Source organism: Limibacter armeniacum, from assembly GCF_036880985.1.
In the GTDB taxonomy this organism is placed as follows: domain Bacteria; phylum Bacteroidota; class Bacteroidia; order Cytophagales; family Flammeovirgaceae; genus Limibacter; species Limibacter armeniacum.
The window spans coordinates 770,752-795,279 of the sequence record NZ_JBAJNO010000009.1; the positions used below are offsets into that span (position 1 = coordinate 770,752).

General features: G+C 40.8%; 18 protein-coding genes and 15 tRNA genes. 12 read left to right on the plus strand and 21 right to left on the minus strand.

Annotated elements, in window-relative coordinates:
• Positions 1–60: 60 nt before the first annotated feature.
• Positions 61–1,146, minus strand: a complete 1,086-nt coding sequence (locus tag V6R21_RS20935) for a DnaJ domain-containing protein (protein WP_334245502.1) — start codon at positions 1,144–1,146, stop codon at positions 61–63.
• Between the two features lie 238 nt (positions 1,147–1,384).
• Here V6R21_RS20935 and V6R21_RS20940 point away from each other — a divergent pair, with 238 nt between their 5' ends.
• Together V6R21_RS20940 and V6R21_RS20945 are read left to right on the plus strand one after the other, a co-directional pair.
• Positions 1,385–2,290 (plus strand): ROK family protein, encoded by a 906-nt coding sequence (locus tag V6R21_RS20940; protein WP_334245503.1) that lies wholly within the window; start codon positions 1,385–1,387, stop codon positions 2,288–2,290.
• A 63-nt stretch (positions 2,291–2,353) separates the two neighbouring features.
• A complete protein-coding gene (locus V6R21_RS20945) occupies positions 2,354–3,541 on the plus strand; it encodes a BamA/TamA family outer membrane protein (protein WP_334245504.1) in 1,188 nt (395 codons plus the stop codon).
• A gap of 10 nt (positions 3,542–3,551) precedes the next feature.
• Here V6R21_RS20945 and V6R21_RS20950 read toward each other — a convergent pair whose 3' ends face one another.
• Complete coding sequence (locus V6R21_RS20950) at positions 3,552–4,562, minus strand: hypothetical protein (RefSeq protein ID WP_334245505.1); 1,011 nt, start codon at positions 4,560–4,562, stop codon at positions 3,552–3,554.
• Positions 4,563–4,636: 74 nt separating this feature from the next.
• On the minus strand, positions 4,637–7,252 hold the full coding sequence (locus V6R21_RS20955) for a DNA gyrase/topoisomerase IV subunit A (protein WP_334245506.1): 2,616 nt from the start codon (positions 7,250–7,252) through the stop codon (positions 4,637–4,639).
• 394 nt (positions 7,253–7,646) lie between these two features.
• On the opposite strand from V6R21_RS20955, the gene V6R21_RS20960 reads away from it, so the two are divergent.
• The 5 genes from V6R21_RS20960 to V6R21_RS20980 all read left to right on the plus strand — a co-directional run bounded on the left by V6R21_RS20960 (position 7,647) and on the right by V6R21_RS20980 (position 8,242).
• Positions 7,647–7,721 (plus strand) — tRNA-Pro (locus tag V6R21_RS20960).
• Between the two features lie 84 nt (positions 7,722–7,805).
• Positions 7,806–7,879 (plus strand) — tRNA-Arg (locus tag V6R21_RS20965).
• A gap of 36 nt (positions 7,880–7,915) precedes the next feature.
• A tRNA-Pro gene (locus tag V6R21_RS20970) sits at positions 7,916–7,990 on the plus strand.
• 71 nt (positions 7,991–8,061) lie between these two features.
• Positions 8,062–8,135, plus strand: a tRNA-Arg gene (locus V6R21_RS20975).
• A 32-nt stretch (positions 8,136–8,167) separates the two neighbouring features.
• Positions 8,168–8,242, plus strand: a tRNA-Pro gene (locus V6R21_RS20980).
• 113 nt (positions 8,243–8,355) lie between these two features.
• Here V6R21_RS20980 and V6R21_RS20985 read toward each other — a convergent pair.
• A complete protein-coding gene (locus V6R21_RS20985; protein ID WP_334245507.1) occupies positions 8,356–11,091 on the minus strand; it encodes a family 14 glycosylhydrolase in 2,736 nt (911 codons plus the stop codon).
• Between the two features lie 397 nt (positions 11,092–11,488).
• Here V6R21_RS20985 and V6R21_RS20990 point away from each other — a divergent pair, with 397 nt between their 5' ends.
• Both V6R21_RS20990 and V6R21_RS20995 read left to right on the plus strand, forming a co-directional pair.
• Positions 11,489–11,812: a DUF3467 domain-containing protein gene (locus V6R21_RS20990; protein ID WP_334245508.1), complete on the plus strand. Its 324-nt coding sequence runs from the start codon at positions 11,489–11,491 to the stop codon at positions 11,810–11,812.
• A 103-nt stretch (positions 11,813–11,915) separates the two neighbouring features.
• Positions 11,916–12,755, plus strand: a complete 840-nt coding sequence (locus V6R21_RS20995) for an alpha/beta hydrolase (RefSeq protein WP_334245509.1) — start codon at positions 11,916–11,918, stop codon at positions 12,753–12,755.
• 43 nt (positions 12,756–12,798) lie between these two features.
• Here the strand turns inward: V6R21_RS20995 and V6R21_RS21000 are convergent, their stop codons facing one another.
• The gene (locus V6R21_RS21000; protein ID WP_334245510.1) at positions 12,799–13,650 is read right to left on the minus strand and encodes a mechanosensitive ion channel family protein; all 852 of its coding nucleotides are present in this window, start codon (positions 13,648–13,650) and stop codon (positions 12,799–12,801) included.
• Positions 13,651–13,856: 206 nt separating this feature from the next.
• Between V6R21_RS21000 and V6R21_RS21005 the strand changes: the two genes are divergently transcribed.
• Complete coding sequence (locus V6R21_RS21005) at positions 13,857–14,237, plus strand: DUF1987 domain-containing protein (RefSeq protein WP_334245511.1); 381 nt, start codon at positions 13,857–13,859, stop codon at positions 14,235–14,237.
• Between the two features lie 431 nt (positions 14,238–14,668).
• Entirely contained in the window at positions 14,669–14,926 is a 258-nt protein-coding gene (locus V6R21_RS21010) for a hypothetical protein (RefSeq protein WP_334245512.1), read from the plus strand.
• A 94-nt stretch (positions 14,927–15,020) separates the two neighbouring features.
• Here the strand turns inward: V6R21_RS21010 and V6R21_RS21015 are convergent.
• From V6R21_RS21015 to V6R21_RS21060, 10 genes are all read right to left on the minus strand, one after another.
• Positions 15,021–15,097 (minus strand) — tRNA-Asp (locus V6R21_RS21015).
• A gap of 36 nt (positions 15,098–15,133) precedes the next feature.
• Positions 15,134–15,210, minus strand: a tRNA-Asp gene (locus tag V6R21_RS21020).
• Between the two features lie 38 nt (positions 15,211–15,248).
• Positions 15,249–15,325: transfer RNA gene (locus V6R21_RS21025), tRNA-Asp, on the minus strand.
• Between the two features lie 36 nt (positions 15,326–15,361).
• Positions 15,362–15,438 (minus strand) — tRNA-Asp (locus tag V6R21_RS21030).
• A 38-nt stretch (positions 15,439–15,476) separates the two neighbouring features.
• Positions 15,477–15,553 (minus strand) — tRNA-Asp (locus V6R21_RS21035).
• Between the two features lie 36 nt (positions 15,554–15,589).
• Positions 15,590–15,666: transfer RNA gene (locus V6R21_RS21040), tRNA-Asp, on the minus strand.
• Positions 15,667–15,704: 38 nt separating this feature from the next.
• Positions 15,705–15,781, minus strand: a tRNA-Asp gene (locus V6R21_RS21045).
• 38 nt (positions 15,782–15,819) lie between these two features.
• Positions 15,820–15,896: transfer RNA gene (locus V6R21_RS21050), tRNA-Asp, on the minus strand.
• A 38-nt stretch (positions 15,897–15,934) separates the two neighbouring features.
• Positions 15,935–16,011 (minus strand) — tRNA-Asp (locus V6R21_RS21055).
• Positions 16,012–16,047: 36 nt separating this feature from the next.
• Positions 16,048–16,124 (minus strand) — tRNA-Asp (locus V6R21_RS21060).
• A 353-nt stretch (positions 16,125–16,477) separates the two neighbouring features.
• Between V6R21_RS21060 and V6R21_RS21065 the strand changes: the two genes are divergently transcribed.
• Complete coding sequence (locus tag V6R21_RS21065; protein ID WP_334245513.1) at positions 16,478–16,930, plus strand: hypothetical protein; 453 nt, start codon at positions 16,478–16,480, stop codon at positions 16,928–16,930.
• Between the two features lie 61 nt (positions 16,931–16,991).
• On the opposite strand, the gene V6R21_RS21070 is transcribed toward V6R21_RS21065, so the two are convergent.
• The 6 genes from V6R21_RS21070 to V6R21_RS21095 all read right to left on the minus strand — a co-directional run bounded on the left by V6R21_RS21070 (position 16,992) and on the right by V6R21_RS21095 (position 24,454).
• Positions 16,992–17,870, minus strand: a complete 879-nt coding sequence (locus V6R21_RS21070; RefSeq protein WP_334245514.1) for a prohibitin family protein — start codon at positions 17,868–17,870, stop codon at positions 16,992–16,994.
• A gap of 205 nt (positions 17,871–18,075) precedes the next feature.
• On the minus strand, positions 18,076–18,882 hold the full coding sequence (gene ispE / locus V6R21_RS21075) for a 4-(cytidine 5'-diphospho)-2-C-methyl-D-erythritol kinase (protein ID WP_334245515.1): 807 nt from the start codon (positions 18,880–18,882) through the stop codon (positions 18,076–18,078).
• A 52-nt stretch (positions 18,883–18,934) separates the two neighbouring features.
• Positions 18,935–20,470 carry a sodium-dependent transporter gene (locus V6R21_RS21080; protein ID WP_334245516.1) on the minus strand — a complete coding sequence of 512 codons (1,536 nt, stop codon included), beginning with the start codon at positions 20,468–20,470 and terminating at the stop codon, positions 18,935–18,937.
• Positions 20,471–20,526: 56 nt separating this feature from the next.
• Positions 20,527–21,675 (minus strand): CapA family protein, encoded by a 1,149-nt coding sequence (locus V6R21_RS21085; RefSeq protein ID WP_334245517.1) that lies wholly within the window; start codon positions 21,673–21,675, stop codon positions 20,527–20,529.
• 521 nt (positions 21,676–22,196) lie between these two features.
• Complete coding sequence (locus V6R21_RS21090) at positions 22,197–23,603, minus strand: T9SS type A sorting domain-containing protein (RefSeq protein WP_334245518.1); 1,407 nt, start codon at positions 23,601–23,603, stop codon at positions 22,197–22,199.
• Between the two features lie 449 nt (positions 23,604–24,052).
• Positions 24,053–24,454 (minus strand): hypothetical protein, encoded by a 402-nt coding sequence (locus V6R21_RS21095; protein WP_334245519.1) that lies wholly within the window; start codon positions 24,452–24,454, stop codon positions 24,053–24,055.
• Between the last annotated feature and the right edge of the window lie 74 nt (positions 24,455–24,528).

A 24,528-nucleotide genomic window follows, 5' to 3' on the forward strand; every position in this document is an offset into this window, starting at 1 on the left:
TCAACCATAATAAAAGGCACTATCGGGGATTAAACTTACCTGATAGTGCCTTTATTTGTATTACTGGCAATATGTTGAAATTGTATCTTCTGCCTTCTTAAAACCTGACTGAGCTGCCCTGAACCAATAATTACAAGCTCTCAAGGTATCATGTTCATACCTCAACATATGCATCCCTAAATAGTAATCATTAATAGGGTAAACTTGCTGTAATGCAGCTGCCTGTATCAAGTATTGGTAAGAGTCTTCATATTTAGCCTGTTGTTGCAAGGCAACGCCCAACCCTGTATATACTTCAGCCGAAAGGCTATCCATGTCAATTAGTTTCCTGTAAATCACTTCTGCCTCACTTCCCTTACCAAGTTCATAAACGTTGATTTTCGCCATACTTGACAGGATTTCACCATCATTCGTATTTCCTATATCCAAGTATTGCTGATAAGCAGTAACCGCTTCATTAAAGTTTGATGAGGCCTCGGCTGCTTGCGCATAACCTAAGATATACCTCAAAGAATCATTGTCATCATCGGCGAATGCCCTTGCCCTTCTGAAATAGACCAAAGCCCGATCAGGTCTATGCAATTTTTCCATAATCACTTGCCCTATTAGCCAGTTGGCATCCGCATGTTCTTCATCTTTCTCTAGAGCTTGCTTAAGTAAAGTATAGCCCTTCATATAATCTCCACCCTTAATGATCAAAGATGCTTCTTCATAGTGCTTTTGTGCAGTGAAACTATCCATCACACCTCCAAAAAATAATAAAACAGCTGCCAGCAACCCATACCCTGCGATAAACAGCACAATCTTTTTGGGAGTAAAACGGTCTGCCTCCTTCTGTTTCCTTCGCTCCTCTGCAAACAAATGGGAATAGTCTCCTGGCTGATAACGACCTTTATGCTCAGGGGTAGGGCTAGGCTGTTGGGTATATTGCTGCACAAGCGAGGCAAAACCTGCATCATAATAACTTCGAAGGTTTTTATTCGACAATACACGGTAAGCCTCATTGATCTGCTTAAAGCGTTCTTCAGCCTGATGCCCTTTATTCCTATCCGGATGGTACTGCTTTGCCTTAGCTCTGTAAGCCAATTTTATCTGCTGCTCATCTGCATCAATACTGACACCTAATATATCGTAAAATGATTCCAATGCCTCTCTTTATATTTTAGTAAAAGCTAAGTGACGTACACCCATACCTTGTGAGAATAAATTAATCCAATTAAGGTGAGAATTGAACATCTTTCATTTATAATAATGAAACACATAAATCATTCCTTTATTCTGTGATATTTTATAGCTTATGCCATTGACAGCAAGCCATATGAATGAATATGGTTTCGATAAAAGCACTTTCCAATATAAAATTAATCCAATAAACTGAAAGATTATGAAATATTTCATGGGCATTGACGTGGGTGGCACCAATGTCAAGTTTGGGGAAGTAACCTCTGATGGAGAGATTCTGAAAAAGAAAAAGTACCCCTCCGCTGAAGTAGGCCTTAATGGTGCATTTGTCGAAAACTTCGTCGCATTGGTTAAAAAAAGACTGGATAAGTCTTCCAATGATATTAGAGAAGTTGGTATTGGTCTACCCGGCACCATCTCTGAAGACCGCTCAACAGTGTTGGAAGTCCCTAATATCCCAACTCTAAGAGGCGCTAAACTACTACGAGAACTGGAAAAGAAAATCCCTAAGGTTAATTTTCACCTAGAAAATGATGCAAATGCCGCTGCCCTTGGTGAATTCTACTTCGGAAAAGCGAAACTTCCTCCGACTTTTATGTTTATCACTTTAGGAACTGGTGTTGGTGGCGGTGCAATCATCAATAAGAAAATCTTTAAGGGGGGTGATGGCAACGGAATGGAAATCGGACATATCGTGGCCAGTAATGGAAAAACCATTGAGGAAAATATTGGAAAAAAAGGCATGATTGGCTTCGTCCGTGAAAAACTCAAAAGTGGCTACAAAAGTGTAATAGTGGATGATGATGACTTAAGTTCAAAAGTCATTGCAGCAGCAGCGGAAGAAGGAGACCCATTAGCACTTGAAGTTTATCAGATGTATGGTAAGTACCTTGGTGAGTTAATCGTGTCATGTGTCAGAATATTGGATATCAAAACCATCCTGATTGGTGGCGGTGTAGCTGAAGCTTATGATCACCTTGAAGAATCCATGAACAAAACCATTCACCAATACCTAACACCTTATTACACAGACCACCTTGACATCAAACTAGCAACACTTGCCAACAAGGCAGGTATTATAGGGGCAGCCTCACTCTGTTTCCAATAAAATATCAACTTTCAACCAGCTATTATTTTCTAAGTCCCCAATTAGGTACACCTCCAATTGCCTATGAATCACTTAGCTTACAGGTTCATTTTTTCACTGCTATGCTTGTACTTACCGATTATCTGTCTCTCTCAGAAAGTCAAGCAACCTCCTGAAAAATCTGTTTGGAAAAATATTGACTCCCTTCGTATTGCAGAGATTGAAATGGGAAAGTCGAAATTCACTCCTTTCATTGCACCTTCCTACACCCCTGAGATGAAGTTCCTATTTTCTGCGGGTGGCCTTTTCACCTTTACCAACGACAAGAAAAACCCTTTACTCACTCGTTCTTCCATCCCATTTTCAGTTGGAATCAGTAGTAATGGATCTTTCCAGTTAAGTGTGAGGGCTAACCTCTACAGTAAAGGTGATAAAGTAAGACAAGTAGGAGAATTCTGGATAAAGGACATGCCTGACAACTATTGGGGTGTTGGGTACAGCAACGGCAGAAACAGGGAGCAAGACCGTAACACAACAGGCTATCACAGGTTATGGTGGCGCTTTTATGACAAAATCATATACCAATACAAAACCAATTACTTTGTTGGGGTTGCAGTTGACCTAAATAAAACAGAGGCTTCTGATCTCAACCCTTTAATGGAAGATGACCCTTTTATCCTAAGGGATGGCACTGAAATAAGAAACTCAGGCATTGGAGGTGTTTTCCAGTTTGACAGCCGGGATTTGGCAGTCAACGCCTATAAAGGTATGCTACTGGATGTCAGTTTTATTATCTATGGAGGATTACTAGGAGGTGAAAATCATTTTCAGGTACTAGAAATTGACTATCGACAATACAAGAAAGTCAGTCCACTCAGAAGGGTATTGGCTTGGCAGGTAAAAGCAAAGACTACCTTCAGTAAAGCCCCTTGGACAGAGCTTGCGCAGCTAGGCTCTCCATTTGACTTAAGAGGGTATTATTGGGGGCGATACAGAGATGAATCAATGCTTTTTGGCTTACTCGAATACAGACATATGTTTCAGCGAAAAACGCCCAACAAACAAGGAAAACTCGAAAGTCGGTCCGGTTTTGCAGCGTGGACTGGACTTGGAGCCGTTGGTCAGGAGTTTTACAACTTAAGAGGTAAATGGCTCCCCAATATTGGAGTAGGTTACAGACTCGAGGTCCAACCAAGAATGAACCTTCGTATTGACTTTGGCTTGGGAGTCAAGTCCAATGCCCTTTACTTCTCCTTCAATGAAGCTTTTTAAATACCGGACTTTAACCTCTTAGTTCAGTCATTAGTACATCCTCCATCATTTTCATTTCAAATAACCTTTCCAACTTATAGGCTTCATCTTCCAATTCATATGTTCTGGCTATATTAATCAGGTTCTCGTCACTATCCTCCTGCCAAGTAAACATTGCATTATACAGGTCTTCTACCGTATCAATACTTTTACCTGAATAATCATTGATTCTTAACTCCAACAGTGACAGCAACACAGAGACTCCTTGCTTTTGTCTGTTAGGTTCTGGTTCATTTATTATTTCAGTCAAAAGAGCAATAAGTGAGATGTTCAAATTAATAGTCCCCTTATAAGTAGAGTGAACCGTACCTGTTGCCCCTGCATCTGCTTCCCAATTACGATCAAAAAGCACTTCCTTAAAATATCCCTCCCCTTTTTTGCCACATAATGAAAAACCTAAAATAATTCCTGCATTACAATCAGTAGAACAATACTCACTTCCTGACTCATACAAATTTTCAAGCACTTCAACTTGATCCTTTAACTTACAAACCAAAGCTGGTGTAAACTCAGGAAACAGATTCTTTTGATAGGTTTCCTTAATTTTTGCAAGGATTAATTCTTCAATTTCAAAACAATCAAAATTCAACAAACCTAATGCTGCACTTCTTTTGGTATAATGATCTCCTACATTATTTAATGCAAAATGCACTAAATAAGGCTTGATAGGCTCAAATTTCAATTTCCCAAGCAACTCCATCAGCTCCAACTCAGGTAATTCACTATCCTCAAAAGATATGTTTTTCAGGTGTGTGTCAAATATTTTCGGGGCAAAAGATTCATCTCCCCACTTTTCAAAAACACCAATCAAATACTCGCTGTAAAACTCATATTTGGATGAGACAAAATAATCCAGAAGGGCTTCTGCATCCTCTTTTGATCCACACATCAAAATTGCATTCACATAAGTAGCAACTACTTGAGTATTTTTCTCACCATCCTGTGAAAGATACTTGATCAACTTATCGGTAGTCTTGAGCATATCATTTTTTAATTAAAAAAGCACTCCAAATTATGTTGGAGTGCTTCTCTGTATTTCAATCATTCAGCCAGTATTTAGAAAATACCAAGCTGATTGGTTTTTACATTATCATTCACATCATCATCCTTCTTCTTGGCTGCGTCTGCTTTTTCCTGCTCTTCAGTCACCGGATCATCTTCTGATGTAAGCTCTGCCTCTACAGAAGTATCATAAGGAAGCTTTTTACCGAGCGCCTTCCAGCCCATTACATCTGTATAGTCTTTCAGTTCCTCAGTCGTTTTACTCTTCTTACGACCTTCTTTGTAACTGATGTCTACCACAGGGTTCTCCTGAAGTGTTGCCATCAGCAAACGAGAAGCAGGGTAATCTGTAATGAACTTGAAGCGTTTGTTCATGGTCGTTGTTTCGATCAGGAATCGCTTCACATAATACGCACGGTTGTTTGTATCATAATGTACAGCTGTGATTACCTTGTTTGGTCTGAATTTCTCCAACACCACGATACGTCTCGTATCATAGCGATTGGTCAACTCAAAGTTGGTCAACTCGTACTCACCAGTATCAAAAATAACGATAATCTTGTCTTCGTCCTTGAATTTACCAAGGTACTTACCGTTACCATCCTTATTCAAGATGCCTACAGACTCATCAAACCAAAGGTCTACAGCTGGCAAGGTAGACACACCTTCCTGTACCAGTGTCACTCTTCTTACAGGATACTTGGTCAGGATATTTCCTTGTGATGTACGCCCCTTGATTTCAAGTTCAGCAAAATCATATTCAAATGACTTTATTTTGGCCTTGCTGTTAGGTGAAAGTGATACTCCTACAATTTCTGCCTCACCGTTAGGGTTGGCTGAGAAATAAAGCACTTTACTGCCTTTATCACCTTTTGTTACATCATACTCACGGTCTCTGGTAAAACTCAGTACTTGGAAACGTTTCACGCGTGATACACCTGATTTACCATCCAGATAAACACAGTTGTAAATCTTGCGCTCGTCTCCTTTTACATAAACTTCCGCATGAATAATGTCTTTACCCACAAACAGCTTTTCAGCAATCTTGGTGACCATATATTTACCGTCACGACGGAATACAATGATATCATCAATATCAGAACACTCCATCACTTCTTCTACGCTTTCATCTTTCTTGAGGGCATAACCGATAAAGCCTTCCTTACGGTCAACATACAGTTTAGCATTGTTTGCTGCCACTTTAGCAGCCTGAATTGTATCGAAGTTTGCAATTTCTGTGTTACGCTCTCTTCCCTTGCCGTATTTCTTCAATAGGTCCTTGAAGTAAGAGATCGCATATTCAATCATATTCGCCAAATGATGCTCAACTTCCTCCAACTGATCCTGAAGTCCTTTCATCACCTCATCAGCCTTGAAGGAGTCAAATTTTGAGATACGTTTGATCTTGATCTCTGTAAGTCTGACGATATCTTCCTCTGTTATCTCACGGTAGAAGTCTGGCTTATATGGCTCAAGTCCTTTATCAATTGTTTGAATTACCGCTTCCCACGTTTCACATTCCTCAATCTTGCGGTAGATTCTATTTTCGATAAAGATTTTCTCCAATGATGAGAAAAGGATTTTTTCAAGCAATTCAGCACGCTGAATCTCCAACTCTCTCTTCAGCAGGTTAATCGTATTATTGGTATTAACCTTAAGAATATCGTTAACCGACATAAAGTGTGGACGCTCATCAATAATGACACAAGCGTTTGGAGAAATAGAAACTTCACAGTCTGTAAAGGCATACAATGCCGCAATCGCAACATCAGGAGACTGTCCTGTACCTAGTTGTACCTCTACCTCTACATGTTCGGCTGTATTGTCAATAACCTTCTTGATCTTGATCTTGCCTTGGTCATTGGCTTTAATGATCGAATCAATAAGGCTGGTCGTGGTAGTAGCGTACGGGATTTCCTTGACCAGGAGTGTTTTATTATCATGTACCTCAATCCTTGCTCTCACACGGATTTTACCACCTTTCAGACCTCCATTATAGTTAGAGAAGTCTGCCTGTCCACCAGTAGGAAAATCTGGATAGAGGCTTACTTCCTTACCTTTCAGTATATCAATAGAACCCTTTATCAACTCCACAAAGTTGTGAGGCATAATTTTGGTCGCCAAACCAACGGCAATACCTTCTACACCCTGAGCCAACAATAAAGGGAATTTCACAGGCAAATTAATAGGCTCCCTCTTACGACCGTCATAAGAAAGCTGCCATTCAGTTGTTTTTGGGTTGAAGACAACATCCAATGCCAGTTTTGAAAGTCTTGCCTCAATGTAACGTGGCGCTGCAGCACTATCACCAGTCCTAACATCACCCCAGTTACCTTGTGTATCAATCAGGAGGTCTTTCTGACCAAGGTTCACTATAGCATCTCCAATGGCTGCATCACCATGAGGGTGAAACTGCATTGTACTACCAATAATGTTTGCCACCTTATTGAAACGACCGTCATCCAGCTCCTTCATTGCATGCATGATCCTACGTTGCACAGGCTTGAAACCATCTTCCAGCGCAGGTACCGCACGTTCTAGAATTACATAAGAAGCATAATCCAAAAACCAGTTCTCATACATACCGGACACGTGCAGCGTTTGGCTGCCTCCATGTTCGATGTGAGATTCATCGTTGTGGTCTTCTTGTTTGTTTAGTTCGTTTTCCACGGCTATCTATATTTTAAATGCTATGATTCAATATGATCTACCTGAAAATCAAGTAAAAAAATTCTTAGGCATTTCTACGAAAAATCATATTTCCGTTCAAAATGCCTTAAATATAAACATTCACACTCATTTTCGTAAATACGCCACAAATTTAATCAAAAAAAGGTGTAATTGTACTTATCGATCTATGCAATATTCAAAAATGTCTTTTTTATAAACATTTACAGATCATTTTTTAAACAATATTGATTTTTTACACTCATTAACACTCAAAGTACTATTTTTTTTAATCCTAATATTTGGAGAAATAAAAAAACGCCTTACCTTTGCAAAGCGTTTCAAAAAAGAGGCTTTTAGCAATAATCTTGCCAACTTTAAAAACGCAAAAAATGTTCGGGGCGTAGCGCAGCCCGGTTAGCGCACCTGCTTTGGGAGCAGGGGGTCGCAGGTTCGAATCCTGCCGCCCCGACGAACAGAATTAGAGACTTTAGAAAAGTCGGTTCAGAGATTGAAAAGTAAAATTGGATATCTCGATCTAAGATCTAAAAAGCTTGGTCCGGTAGCTCAACTGGATAGAGCTTCTGCCTTCTAAGCAGAAGGTTCCAGGTTCGAGTCCTGGCCGGATCACTATCATCAGTTTGGCAATTACACCAAATAATTGTTCGGGGCGTAGCGCAGCCCGGTTAGCGCACCTGCTTTGGGAGCAGGGGGTCGCAGGTTCGAATCCTGCCGCCCCGACGAACAATTGAATGATGTTAGATTTAAGAACCACTTATCAAAGTTTCGACAATCTGACTCGGTAAAAGCTTGGTCCGGTAGCTCAACTGGATAGAGCTTCTGCCTTCTAAGCAGAAGGTTCCAGGTTCGAGTCCTGGCCGGATCACCTTGTTTGGGTCAGCCGTGGCCCAAACCGTTCGGGGCGTAGCGCAGCCCGGTTAGCGCACCTGCTTTGGGAGCAGGGGGTCGCAGGTTCGAATCCTGCCGCCCCGACGAAACAGTAAAAGCTGTCTCAATTATTTGAGACAGCTTTTTTTTATGTCCATACTTTATCTTTTTAATTAAAAAAAGTCGGCCCGAACAACTCGAACCGACTTCCATAAGTATTAATAGGACAACTTCTGTATCAACTCCTTAAAGCTTGCCAAGCCATATTCGGGTGCAGACATCAGATCCTGCATCCTCAAAACAGTCAACCCTTTATAGGATTTCTCTCTCGTCAAGGCTCTCTCTACTTGCTCCCACCCTTCTTTGATCAACAATTCATGAGGGGTTGCATTCTCTCCCATTACTTCCACTCCTAGTACATAGGCCGCTTCAGCCATCCAAATCACCAAATCTTCAGCTCTTGAATAACCTTTATAATCCATATTGTACTTTTCCAGACAAGTAAAATGAAGTTCTAACCTGTCTTTTATATCTGGTGTAACGATCTTACCCAAAAACTCCTTGTACTCTCCGTGGTTTTTGGCGCTTAGGTTTTCATGGGAAGCAATCAAACCTGCCGTAATCTCAGAGCTTCTTGGCATTTCTGGATCACTGATATTCCAATGTATACCTGGAATCTTGAATCCAATAGGCGTCTCCCTATACTCTGATGTTCCAAAAACATCTAATGCTTGCTGCAATACTCTACGACCGTGCTTCACCAAAGAACGGTTATACCATTCGATTACATTTCTGCCATAAACAGTATGGATGTAATCTTTACTAGTAAAGAAGGCATCAACATCTGCTGGCAAATGAATTTCCTCTTCATCCTTAATATGCGTACCCCAAGCCTTATTAACACTTTCAATATCCTGATAATAATCCACTACCCATTTCCTAAAGCTTTCTTTAGCCAACCTTGAGTAGCACTGCAAAGTACCCCGGTTAGGATAATCTCCCCAGTCATGGGCATTATAAGATGGGTAACGTAATTCCCCTGCAGGTCCTAAGCTGACATTAACTTCTTCTGTCATATCAGCAAACTCACTGTAGTGATCCCTGAAAGCCTCCATAAACTTGCGGTAATAAGGCATCACAAACCTGTCAGCCCAAAGGGACACATATTCTATACTGGCATCTCCAGTTTCTGAAACATACTGTAAGTCACTGATACACTTAATTTCTGGGTACTCCATTAATTTCCCCCAAACCCATAGCGGAATCAATTGCAAAAAGTCATCATTTACATTACCGCCTGCTTGATGGAATGAAAGTATTGGCACCCAGTTCAAGCCATTGGAGCGAATTTTCCTCACAATGGTGTCATAGTACCTCCAATCGTAACTATTTTCTCCATTTGCCTGCACCAGTCCCCACCAAACATCAATTGAAACGGCTGTTACACCTGTTTCTTTGATCAGTTTCAGTTGCCTATCAAACTCAAACCATTGCTCATCCTCCAGTAGTTTCCTATGCGAAGTAGCTTTCACATGCAAAGGTCCCATCACACGGAATACCCTTTTCCGCTTAGGAACCGTTGACAAGTCATTTTTCAGACCTTCTACCATACGGGTCAACCGCTGTCTTCCGATAGGGTTTTCCTCCATCAATGTCTGAATACTCTTCAAGTTGACTCCATGAAATGGCACTTCCCTGAAAAGCATCTTCTCCATCTGATCCCAAGACCTGTTATGATAAAGAGCATCCGACACGCCATTTTCTGCCACAAGACCAATTCCAAGCTTATTGGCTGCATCGGCTATCCAACCTGACAAGTCCCCTCCTCTACTGTAACCTTTATGATCCTTGTTCTCTTTTTCTACACAAGTGAAGTGAAGTACCGTTCGATCTCTATACTCCTCAGGTACAATCTTCTCTAAAGCAGTCACATACTCCCCTTGATCATAATAGCTTAGCTTTTCATGTGTATCAATAATCCCAGAAGTGATCTCAGCTACTCGCGGCTCCACAGGGTCACTGATTTTCCAATGCACACCAGCTATTCTAAAACCTACCTTCGCATGATTAAAGAAAAGGTTATCAAGCTCCTTGAATGATGCCGTTAGCATCCTGTTACCATGCTCCACCAAGCAGCTATGGTACCAATTGACAACATCCCGACCATATTGGGTATTGATATATGCCTTATCCTTGAAGATGTCATAATTTCGGTCCGGAAGCTCTACCTGACCAAAGTTATTCATAATACGGTCCCAAGCTTCGTTCACGGCTTCAATTGCTCCGTACTTATCCATTACATACTGTACAAATGACTTCTTTGCCAGTCTTGAATAACACTGCAAGGTACCTCTGTTCGGGTAGCCACCCCAGTCATGCAAATCAAATGAAGGATAACGGAGCTCACCACTTGGCCCCATACTGATGATAATTTTCCTCAGGTCTTCCTTATTGTACTGGAACAGCTTCAGAAACTCATGTATAAACTCCTGATACAATGGAACAACATATTCATCTGACCAAAGTGAAACATACTCCGAAGATTTCTCACCTGTCTCACTGACATACTTCAGGTCAGATATCTTCTCCACCTTACTCTGTGTAATCAGCAGTTCTCCCCACAGCCATTCAGGCAGTGTCTGAACCTGATTCAGTTGGGATGCATATATAAAATGGAAACACAACTCAGGGACAAAACCCATCCTGTGAGACTCCAAAATTCTTTTTACTCTCAGACAGTAAGACCAGTCAAAGTCTCTCCTGTCTTCCTCATTCACACGCCCCCAGAAGATCGGCACGACAACGTCTTGCACTCCCAGTTGCTTCATTTCTTTCACCCACTGTTCAAACTGCTTCCACTCTTGCTCACTTCTCTCCTGCAAATTGGAAAGGTTAACGCTGAGTGGAGCTGTTACTTCGACCAGTCTGTTAGATGTTTTCAGGCCCGTAAGCATAATAGTATTTTATTTATAGTAGTGACTCACAAAAGTCACTTCACACACACATTAATATGAAGTAAGTTACAGTTAACACCTACCTCCAGGTGCGGTCAAAATACGCTTTAAGGAACAAGTCTGCACACATTTGGAGTGGTATTTCTCATTATCCCCCATATTATTTTTCTGCAACCGTTTGAAATTCAAACGCTCTATCTGATTCAATTGTATAATTTGTCTAAAACAGGATTTTACCTTAATCGGTTTCACACCTTTCTTTGATCAGTATCCTTACTAGTATTGTAGAATAGTAAGTTTACACTACCTGCTATCTGCCCATATCCATTTCTTTTTTTGGGTATTTATCATTTATTTAGCCATATCTAATTGCTGACCAACATAAATTCAAAAACAGATGGAGAACGAGGAAAAAAAATTACCTGAAAACCAAATCAATATAGAACTAACGGAAGATGTAGCGGAAGGGGTTTATGCTAATCTGGCGATGATTGCCCACTCCAACAGTGAGTTTGTGCTGGATTTTATCAGAATGATGCCAGGTGTTCCAAAAGCGAAAGTAAAATCAAGAGTCATCCTGACTCCTGAACACGCTAAAAGGCTGATGCATGCCTTACAGGACAACCTTCAGAAATATGAGCAAAGTTTTGGACCGATTAAAAGAACAGAAGATGCCCCAAAATTCCCAATGGGATTCGGAGGTACAATGGGTGAAGCTTAATCCGGTTTATCTCATGAAATCATAACCATTACAAAGCGTCAATATCTGAGGTATACCACATCTCAGGGTTGACGCTTTTTTTATATCAATAAACACACAACCTATGGATTTCAATTTCAGTTGGGAAACCAAAGACAAAGTTGTATTGGAAGGCAAGGGATGGATGCCTGACAACCAACAACCGAAAGCCATTATCTGTATGGTACATGGATTTGGCGAACACATTGGTCGTTATGAACATGTTGCAAAATTCTTCAACACACATGGGTACGGTTTTATCGGATACGACCTACGTGGTCATGGCAAATCAGGAGGCAAACGGGGTGTCGTACCGAGCTATGACTCCCTAATGGAAAACATCACTGAATTCCTAGCACTGGTTCACAGTAAGTTTGAAGGTATTCCTATTATCCTATATGGACATAGCATGGGCGGAAATCTGGTAACTGTCTACACCCTTCGTGAACGTCCATCCATTGTAAAAGCTGTCATTGTTACGAGTCCTTGGTTACGATTGACCAATACACCAGCCAAGCCTGTGGTCATGGTCGGAAAAGTGATTGGTAACTTACTCCCATCCTTCACCCTTCCAACCAAGTTGGTTCCTGAAGACCTTTCCTCTGACCTAACCGTTGGCAGAAAATACCAGGATGACCCACTTGTTCATGGAAAAATCAGTTCAATGCTTTTCTCAGGAGTCAATGACGCTGGACAATGGGCGCTACTTAATGCAAACCTATTAAAACACCCACTATTGCTTATGCATGGCAACGCTGACAATATCACTTCTCACAAAGCAAGTGAAGAGTTTATCAGAAATGCTCCTTCTGACCTTGTCACATACAAAAGCTGGAACGGTATGCGCCATGAGCTACACAATGAAATGGTTAAAGACAAAGTCTTGGAAGAAGAACTTCAGTTTATACAACTACACCTCAATTAATATAAAAATGGACAGCACTTAAGGTACTGTCCATTTTTTTCGATCAGCTCAAAGGCACTGAACTGCTTACTATATGTAAATCCTGCTGTGGGAATGGCACTACAACTCCCCTTTCCCTAAACAATTCATCGATCCGAAACCTTAACTCACTACTGATCACTTCCATTCTCCAAACATCCTCTGACCAGAAATACAGCTCAAAATCCAAGGAAGAATTTCCAAAGTCAGAAAAGATCACTACAGGCTCCAAATGCTTTGTAACAGACTTATGCTCATAAGCACACTGCAACAACGTATCTCTTACCAACTTGAGATCTGATCCGTACGCCACCCCTACTTTGATCTTAAATCGGGTAGAGTTATTTCCTTCTGACCAGTTCACGACATTGTCAGTAATAAATTTTGAGTTAGGAATAATGATTACAATCTCATCCTTTGTCACTACCAATGATGTTCTGAAACCTATCTTCTGCACCCTACCTACAAGTCCATCTATCTCAACAACATCCCCATTATTCACCTGACCTTCAAAAAGAATAAATAGTCCTGCTGCCAAATCATAAAACACCTGTTGCAACCCTAACCCAACACCTACCAACAAGGCTGCCGAACCTGCCAGAAATAGACTTACATCGAGGTCTAGGATTTGCAGCACCAATATGACCAACACCACATAAGAGAGGTACTTCATTACCTGCAATAAGTTCCCTGCTCTTCGAATGTCAATACCAGATTGCATATGCATAAAGCGTTCAACTCTACCATAAACAATTCTCCCCACAAATTTGAAAAATACAACTAACAGCGCTATAATAACTAACTGAAATGGGGTAAAGGATTTTCCCTGAAATTCAAATAATGGGTAGTTCAGAAACTCCTGAAGCGACAAATTCATAGTTAAAGAAAGTTATTATTGATGCCTTACATCTCAACAAGATTAAAAAATGTCTTACAATTATCTAATTATACAATTATTTTATCACTATATTTCAGATAAATGTTCAATTTAGAAATGAACATATGATTCTGCTATCTTTAGTCAGCGCATAGCTGATTTCTGTTGACCCCTTTTTTTGAATAACCCAAAACCTAGAGTTTTATATGGAAGCATTGCTGATCGAACAAAAAGAGTTTATCCCACTAATCGACTTTAATACTGACTCAGACATTTTATCTATTTCTGGACAATCTTATCACGAATACACTACAGAGTTTTTCCAGCCGGTCTTTAAATGGCTTAGAGAGTACCTTTCCACTCCTAATCGGGAAGTTACGCTCAACTTTAAGATGACATACTTCAATACAGCCTCTTCAAAGTGTTTTTACCACATTATTGAGATGCTGTATGAATATGACATTTCAGGAGAAGGGAAGGCTATTGTCAACTGGTATTATCCAATCAACGATGAGGATATGATGGAAACTGGAGAGGACTACAAGTTTGACTCTGAATGGGAAAACATCACGCTTATCCCTTATTAGTAGGTAAACTCACCCAATTCAACAAGGCACAACACATCAAAAGAAAAGTCATCATGGACATTGCGTTCATGATGACTTTTCTTTTTCTCCCAAAAGCTAATACATGTCAGGTTTCAAGTCACAACAACCTTTTTCCACACATCGGGCTCTTGACAGACCTTATTCCTCTTTATTTCAAGTGTTTTCATCGAAATTGTCTAATAATTTTTCAATTAACACTTATTTATTTCATATAAATTTTCTTTCTTTTGCATAATAACAACAACATTCTTCAAGTTATTGAGACATCGTAAGGTTTGAATTGCAATTTTATTAACAACCTACAAACCTTATACGTCTTATACCACAACACCCTTTTGGTGTACATTTAAGGCAAGGATTACCCTTTAACCTAGTCGAATACATAGCTTTCATTTATTCAAACAAAAACAATGTTCTGGATTTATCATTCAATTCTCATCATTTACCTGCTATTGAGCAGCACTGCCATTATCATAAGAGTATACAGATCATTCCTTCAGTACATGCCTCCTATTAGAGGGTATGTTATAAGCGGCGCACTTATTACTGCACTGCTACTTGTGGATGTAATGGTATACAATCTTGGAAGTGATAAAATAAGCCAATACGCAGGACAGCAAAAATCAAATACGACAATACAGACACAAGGTGCTTACAGCCTTAGGTAATGCACTAACTGGCCATTAGCTAAAACCACTACTACAGAAAAGGATTTAAAACAAAAAAGCCTTGAAGATATAGAATCTTCAAGGCTTTTTTTGTTGGCGGAACGGACGGGACTCGAACCCGCGACCCCCTGCGTGACAGGCAGGTATTCTAACCAACTGAACTACCGCTCCAGTTTCTGATCTTTTAAGACTTTCAGACCGTCTTGTTGGCGGAACGGACGGGACTCGAACCCGCGACCCCCTGCGTGACAGGCAGGTATTCTAACCAACTGAACTACCGCTCCAGTTTCTGATCTTTTGGAAGACTTTCAGACCGTCTTGTTGGCGGAACGGACGGGACTCGAACCCGCGACCCCCTGCGTGACAGGCAGGTATTCTAACCAACTGAACTACCGCTCCAGTTTCTGATCTTTTAAGACTTTCAGACCGTCTTGTTGGCGGAACGGACGGGACTCGAACCCGCGACCCCCTGCGTGACAGGCAGGTATTCTAACCAACTGAACTACCGCTCCAGTTTCTGATCTTTTGGAAGACTTTCAGATCGTCTTGTTGGCGGAACGGACGGGACTCGAACCCGCGACCCCCTGCGTGACAGGCAGGTATTCTAACCAACTGAACTACCGCTCCAGTTTCTGATCTTTTAAGACTTTCAGATCGTCTTGTTGGCGGAACGGACGGGACTCGAACCCGCGACCCCCTGCGTGACAGGCAGGTATTCTAACCAACTGAACTACCGCTCCAGTTTCTGATCTTTTGGAAGACTTTCAGACCGTCTTGTTGGCGGAACGGACGGGACTCGAACCCGCGACCCCCTGCGTGACAGGCAGGTATTCTAACCAACTGAACTACCGCTCCAGTTTCTGATCTTTTGGAAGACTTTCAGACCGTCTTGTTGGCGGAACGGACGGGACTCGAACCCGCGACCCCCTGCGTGACAGGCAGGTATTCTAACCAACTGAACTACCGCTCCAGTTTCTGATCTTTTGGAAGACTTTCAGACCGTCTTGTTGGCGGAACGGACGGGACTCGAACCCGCGACCCCCTGCGTGACAGGCAGGTATTCTAACCAACTGAACTACCGCTCCAGTTTCTGATCTTTTAAGACTTTCAGACTGTCTTGTTGGCGGAACGGACGGGACTCGAACCCGCGACCCCCTGCGTGACAGGCAGGTATTCTAACCAACTGAACTACCGCTCCTGATATTGTCAGTGCCTTTACCGTGAAAAGCGATGCAAAGATGCACGGTACAATCGTTATTTGCAACTCTGTTCATGTAAAAAATCAAGACTTGAAAAGCCCAAAACGGCTAATTTACTGATTATCAAATTCAGGTCAAGCAAATATTTTTTCTATTTTTTTTCCTCAGCATAACAAACAACTCCTGCTTTACGCAAAATAATGTGGCAACGAGATGTGAAAAAAAATTTACGATTCAGTAAAAAATGATGCAACCTTTTTCAATTAAGTAGCATCTTATATACAATGATTGACAGTAAAATTTATCTTTGCTAGTACAATTGCTCAGATCAACTCCCAAAACAATTCACAAAATGAAACTCTCATTGCTATCGATGCTTCTATCTCTAATGCTTTTTGTCTCCAACATACCAACAAGACAGAACGCTGAATCCAACTTATTGGGAAAAGTAATCGGCAAAACTTGGGAGTATCAGAAATGCACAATTCTTGGCATCCCCTACCCAGCAGAACAACATGAGGTAAATGACCGGCTAAAATTATCTTCCAATCATGAATATATGCTTGTAGAAGATGGGAAAAAATCTACAGGAAGTTGGACATTTGACAGCAAGAATAAAAAAATCACTTTGATAGACATTACTTCGGGCAATACCCGTGAGCTTTTCCTGAAAGAGGTTTCTAAGGAAGAAATGGTATACCAGTTAAAAGAAAGCTGGAAGTTCAATGTGACTGTATTTATGCGAAGTGACACCCAACTTACACACCCAACCATCAGTATTCAACAAGCCCCTCATAGTACGTAAAAAGGGTGTACAGGAAACCCCAATACACCCTTCAAACATTATATAGTCAACTTAATATATTTTATTTTTTGCTCTTACTATTGATCATGCCAACCATATCCAAATAAGCCCCTGTTCCCTCACCTATAGAAACAGGCATTACACCATCCCATTTTTCAATACTCCTTAATTTCAACACCTTCTCCGTAATCGACTGGGATAGCATACGCTGCGCTTCGGCTTCGGCTTTTGCCATCGCAAGTTTAGCATTTGCTTCACCTTCTGCTTTGGCTTTGACTTGTTCCGCTTCGGTCTTGATCCTATTCAAATCATTCTTGGCTGTTAAAGCCCTTTGTTCTGCAATCTGCTTTGCCTCAATGGCACGGTTAAACTCCTCTGAAAAATTGAAATCAATAATGGAAAAATCCGTCACCATGATATTGTTGATTTCAAGTCGCTTCTTGATCACTTTGTACACTGCTTCCTTTACATCAGGTCGTTTTGTAATCAACTCCTCCGCCGTAAACATCGCTGTTACTGACTTGATTGACTCCTGAATAGTCGGTTCAATTATCGTCTGCTGATAATCCTTTCCTAATTCCTGAAAGACCGTATTTGCCTTATCTTTTGATAGAAAATAGTTCAACGCTACTCTTGAAGTCACATTCTGCAAATCCTTGGATGATGCTGCGGCATCTGCTTCTACTTTTTGGACACGTACATTGATAGGAATCACCTTTGTTCGAAACGGAACGACCATATGCATTCCTTCAGGAAGGATTTCATTCTGAACAGCTCCAAAATTTGTCTTGACCCCTACAAATCCTGAATCAACTACGACAAACGGATTTAGGACAAGTAACCCAACCATTGTCAATACTGACCCTACTACAATATTTCTGAGTTTCCGCCTATAAGGCTTACTCATACTGAAATCGCCAGGAGATTGTATCTTGTTCATAGTCTAAGGGTTTGGTAAACAATGTAGCAATGAAAGTGATTCATTACTGATGTAAGGTTATCGAACGGTAATTCACTTTTAAAGGTTTTTCTCGACTATTAATAACAATGCACTACAACACCCTACTCACTGCTGAAAAATAGAAAAGCGCTGTACTCTCCTGAAATCAAGAATACAGCGCTTTTTGATATAATACGAAGGCTTTTTACAACACTCCCTGCCAACTTGTGATACCTTCACCCAAGTAAACATTAGGGTCTTCTTCAAAAATTCCAAATACGGCAGAACCAGACCCCGTCATGCTCGCATAAAACGCCCCTTTCAGGTAAAAGTATTCTTTCAAATCAGCTACTTGCTTATACTTAACAAGAATACTATCCTCAAAGTCATTCTTGAGCTTATCTTTCCAAAGGTCATAAGGCTCATTTTCTAGTACCTGCTTGGCATTCAGCTGAGGTATTTGAGGTGTAATACCAGCGTAAGCCTCTCCTGTTGAAACATGCAAATTAGGATAAGCCAAAACAATATATTTACCTGACAAATCAAGGTTTATTGCTTCAAACACTTCTCCTCGCCCTGTGACCCATACAGGCTTGTTATCTATAAAAAATGGGCAATCGCTACCTAGTTTTGCTGCATATTCCTGCATTTGGACAGAAGTCAAGCCCAACTCAAACAGCTCATTCAAAAGTTTGAAGGTAAAAGCACAGTCAGAAGAACCGCCCCCCATTCCCGCACCAATTGGAACGACTTTATGCAGGTGAATTTTTACAGGCGGCAAGTCAAAATCTGCTTTCAGTAGCTCATAAGCTCTTACACACAAATTAGAAGCTGGGTCTCCTGGAATATCAATACCTGAAGAAGTAAAAGAAAACGCTTCAGCAGGAATAATTTCCAAGGCATCAGCCCATCCTACTGGATAGAAACAGGATTCAATATTATGAAACCCATCTGATCGCTTCTCTATGATATTAAGCCCTAAGTTTATCTTTGCGTTCGGAAATACAATCATTGTCTTATAAAACTGAATCCGTCTCCAAAACAGGGACGGATTCTCAATTTAATTAATCGTTCTGCAATACGGCAGTGCCTTTTGGCTTACCGTTTCCCATTAAATATTTATATAACCAACCATTCAATATAATTCCCAAAAGCAGGACAAGTCCCCATTGGGTAATAATGGTGGCATTAGAGTAGACGTCCATCATATTCCAAGTGCCGTCTTCCGTGAACCAAGGTGACTCACTGTAACCTCTAGACATCCACCACCAGATTAGCAATGCGCCAAGAGGAATATTCAACACTAAAGTAAAGATGTAGTACACATTTGGAACCTTAAAGTCTGAGTCCTTATCAATAAAGCGCTCCTTGTAAGTGAAAATATCATTCTTAAATGCCACAAAAATGATAAAGAGTCCAGAGACGATCAGACCGATACCCCATACCCAATCCTGATTGGAAAAGAAATCCAAAGACCAAGCTGAAGGGAATCCAAAGATTAGGCAAGCAACACCTGTAACCACGGTGGCTGATTTTCTCGTCAAGCCCATATCTGTCACTAACCTGATAAACAATTCCAGCATTGTCAGCAGTGAACTGAAGGCTGCCAATGTGAATGCAAGGAAGAATACAACTGACAGTATATTACCTCCTGCTATCTTCGTGTAGAGCTGAGGTATTACCGTAAATGTCAATGCCTGATTTCCACTTTGTAAAAAGCTGATGGCTTCCTGCTCATTGCCTGCCACTGCAAACACAGAAGGTAGAATTGCAATACCTGCAACCATTGATGCTACATTGTTACCAACTCCACTGATAAAGATATTCATGGTCACATCTTCCTTATCCCTTGAATAAGAAGAAATCGTAAGCATCAATCCCCATCCTGCACCTGTTGACCATGCAGACTGTGACAATGCTTCAATCCAGACCTGCGGATCCCTGAAAAGGGACATATCCACTGAGAACATATAATACAACCCTTTCACTCCATTCTCAGTATTGAGCGCCACAGCTGCTACCACCAACATTAGAATAAAAAGAGAAGGTATCAGGAACTTATTGACCTGCTCCAAACCTTTTTGAATTCCACGGAATAACACCAATATTCCAATACCGACAGCCAAAGCATGGAGTACTAGAGTCAGTATATTTCCATTGGATATTTGCTCCCAAAATGATTTAAGATATGAAGGATTTTGAGCTAGCTCACTGCCCAATGACTCCTGAGAAAACAGGAACGACAGAGACATCCCCAAATAACGCATTCCCCACGCAGTAACTACAGAATAGTAAAAAGTAATTCCCAAGGTACATAGGGCGATAAACACACCCATCCAAGTAAAGTTTTTGCCGACAGCTCCTGCAAAGGAAGCTATCACACCTTTCTTGAATCTTTTACCAATGGAAAATTCTGTCATCAAAATCGGAATAGACCATACAAAGAGAAATAGTGTCCAAAGAATAAGGAAAGTTCCTCCGTACTGTCCTGCAATCCTAGGAAAACGCCAAAGGTTTCCTGCTCCAATTGCCATTCCTAAAGAGGCTAGAATCAGCCCCCACCTGCTACTGAATTGTTCGTTATGAGTCGTCTTAGTCATAGTTACAGAAAATAGAAAGGCAGGTAACCTGTCAGTCACCTGCCAATATGATTAGTTTATCTACTTTGTTTCGCAATGTCTTTTTCAGATTTGCGAACCATTCTTCCAGAATTCACATCAATATATAAGTCCGTCTTTGGAAAATCCGCTGACGTCAACTCCTTCACTTCTCTAATTGCTGTTTTGCGTGGATCAACCACAGGAATACCTTCCCCGATTTGTTTGATTGGCACCAAGGTCCCATCAACAAAGCTTCCATCCTTTCTGACATTCAACCTAACAAGAGGCGCAACGCCTGCATGCCCTGTCAGGTTAAAACGGTGATAAGTGCAGAAGTTCCCCATACTATATGCCACAAAGCGATCTTTATAAAGTTCTACAGCCCGTGTCACATGAGGTCCGTGTCCAAAAACAATGTCTGCTCCATTATCAATCATCAGGTGAGCAAACTGAGACACATTGCCTCTATTCTCACCATAAAATTTTTCAATTTTGCCAGGTACATGTCTGTGCTTAGGTCCCTCAGCACCACCATGGAAAGATACAATCACAATATCTGTTGAGCGCTCCAACGCTTTCACTATTTCAACCGCCTTTTTATAGTCATTAATTCTGACAGTACCATTGTTTGGTGAAAACGCTGCAAAACCGTAGCGGACACCATCTTTCTCAAAGATCGCGTATTGCTTCTCCAACAGTCCTGCATACTCCATCCCAATTCTGTCCAATGTCATCATACAACGCGTCCTGCCTGTTTTACCAAAATCACTGACATGGTTGTTGGATACACTTACGACATCAAAACCATTGTTGACCAATATCTGTCCATAACTCTCAGGCATCCTGAAAGCATAACATTTTGTCGAGTCCTGACACTGTTTCATTTCCCCATCTACCTGAAAGTTGGAGAACGAGCCTTCCAAATTTCCAAAAGTCAGGTCCGCATCCTTCAAGTGATAGGAAACCTTATCCAATATATTGAAAGGATCCTCAGGCAAGTGCATTCCTGATTCAGGGTATATGGTTCCCATCATGATATCTCCCACACCTACAATGCTCAGGGTGTCTTTTGTAAACTCCTTGAACTGATGATTCCTCGGCAATGGTTGAGGTGTTATTTTCTTGAGTTCAGGAGTTGGCCACTGTGCGAATGCTGTCACAGAAGCAGCAAACACCAATAAGACCATTAGTTTTAATGACTTCATCTGTGTGTAATTTTATTGTATAGGCTGTTTTGATCTTAGTTTTCCACAAAAAAAACGGTTGAATGTACAAAAGTCTTGCAACATTCAATAGTTTGAAACCGTCAGATAATGGAATTGCTATCAAATTGAGACGCATGACGTGAAATGCCAAATTGCAATTGCTAATAATAAACAACAGCATTGTAATACTGCTCCCGCTTATACTCACCTATTTCACTTGTTCAGCCTTAATAAGGATAACACCACCTGTTCAAAAACAGCTTATTTGATTCATTAAAAAATCCAAATCAGGTAAATATAAAGAATAATCGTACACCCCCTGATGTGATTCGCTTCAGTAATTATATAAAATCAAAAAGGCCCTTGACAAAATGTCTTGGGCCTTATTTCAGCACACATAAGTATAGTTCACGAAGTTGGTCTTGGTTGTTTGGAGCGAGAAAGAAGATTATGCCGCCTAAAAGACGGCACATTCTTAACGCTATATGTAAACAACCTATCAGACAAATTTCTTTTATCTATTATCTAAGGATAAACTTACTTGTTTTCACATTGCCATCTATGACCGTTCTGATCAGGTAAAGCCCTGCTTCTTGATTTGTAAGGTTCACCTCTACCTCATAGCCACCTTCAATCTTTTTCTGGAAAACTGACTTTCCGCTTGCATCGAAGATGTCTACTTCTGCTGCCTGTCCATCAGGGAGACGTAATTTCAGGATACCATCTGTTGGGTTAGGATAAAATGATATCTCTCTAGCTGCATCCTGATAGGCACTTCTTGCATTTGGAGTCCTTGGAGGGTCTGTCATATAGTAAGTGAAGTAGGCACGACAACCATTCAAGTCAAATACTCTCAGTATATAAGTACCGGCTTTCATTCCTGTTGCATCTTTTCCTAGGAAGGTATAACCATCAGGTCCTGTCCAGATATAAACATAAGGCGCATTTCCACCAAACACATCCACAGATATCGAACCATCAGATGCGCCTATATAAGTAGGGTTTATGATCATTGGGTATGCCAATATCCTTTGTGAATCACATGGCTTCAAGTTCCTTCCATCCTTAGTCAGGATTTCAAACATAAATTCATGTTCACAATTGTTCGCATCACGAATAACCAGTTTATACTCCCCTCCTTTCATTCTTGTCGGATCCTGACTGTAGCTTTTATAACCATCAGGTCCTGTCCAGGTATAGAAGAACGGAGCCTTTCCTTTTAGCAGTTGAATGTCAATCTTGCCATCCTTAGCACCTTCATAAGACTCGTGTGTAATACGTCTTACATCAAGTTCTACATAACTGTTTCTGCAAACGTCTTCTTCTTTGACGGTTCTCACATTGTAGGTGAAAAAACCTTCACAACCATTTCGGTCTGTTACCCTAACTTGGTATTTACCTCCTTTAAGGTTACTTAAGTCTTCGGTGTTAGCTGTATAACCATCAGGCCCAGACCATGCACAACTGTAAGGAGCTTGCCCTCCATAAGGGCTTATATCAATTGCACCGTCCTTTGCATTTGTAACGGTTTCGCTGGTGACTCTAAATATTAGCCTGATACGGCCACAATCATTTCCTGTTCCGCCTCCACCATTATCGGTGTTGGTCGTTCTAATTTCATAGCTGTACGTTGACTCACACCCTCTTCTGTCCTTGATTTTGACACGATAGATTCCTGCTGTAATATTCATCAGGTCTTCATCGGTAGACGTAAAGCCATTTGGTCCAGTCCATTCACAAGAATAAGGGGAAAGTCCACCATAAGGGCGCAAGTTTATAGCACCATCATAGCCGCCTGTTACATTTTCATGGGAAAGGTCATAGATGACCCTGATACGGGATCTTTCACATTCATCTGTCGATTGTGCGTAACTGCTATTACCAAATAGCACGAACACAACAAAGAGTAGTAGATAAGTTGGTTTCATTCGTAGCTGAAGTTAGGTTGTTTTCGACGTAGGGTTTGTCGAAAAAACGGGGTAAAAGATTAAGTAATCAAATTATTTTAGGGAATAGCGTATATCACCTTACAGCACTGATCCATTACGATAGCTTGATTTTTAAGATAGGAAGTTGCAGATTTTGTCTAATGTTTGGTATTACAGGCTTCTAGGTGTGATTTAGCTAAATGGGATTAGTAAAACGCTGATAAGTAGAATATTGAGACTTGCAAGTTTTATTCTCTTTGATCTATTACAAATGTAAGGTTTAGATACAAATACGCAATGTTATAAGGGTTAACAATTGTGAGTCAAATACAACTTTTTAAGATCCTAAAACTTTCATTCAACCTTGTAAGCCAAAAAAAGTGGTTACCAAAAGGCAACCACTTGTTGATCAATGAATGACAATAAATTAGGAGCCGGTATAATCATCATCAATCAGATAGCTGACTGGTGACTGTCTTAAATATTATGGCAAGAGAATCAGTATTTCCCCCTACGATTACAGCACTGGGGATTGCTTCCAACCCATCATTTGTAGCGCCATACCAGTAGGGTGTATATATATCATAAGCTAGCTCAGCTGACTCGGCTTCCAATACAGAAAGAGGCTCGTTGTCGAGTCTTATTACTGCAAAGCGTAGTTTACCTTGCAAGAGTAGCTGTCCTGTCACATAAAGTGAGTCTTTATCTATGTTATCAGTTTTGACAGTAAGGTGTACATCTTTGGTTGGTCCTGAATATTCATCCGATGATTCTGAACAAGACGATGTCATGAATGCGACCAACATCATCATGGTCGTAAAAACCAAGAACCACTTATCAATTTTTTTCATTTCTGGTTGCTGTTAGTTAAATAATAGGCTCATCACATGCTAAAGACACTGACTCCAAGTTGGAGGTTGGATCA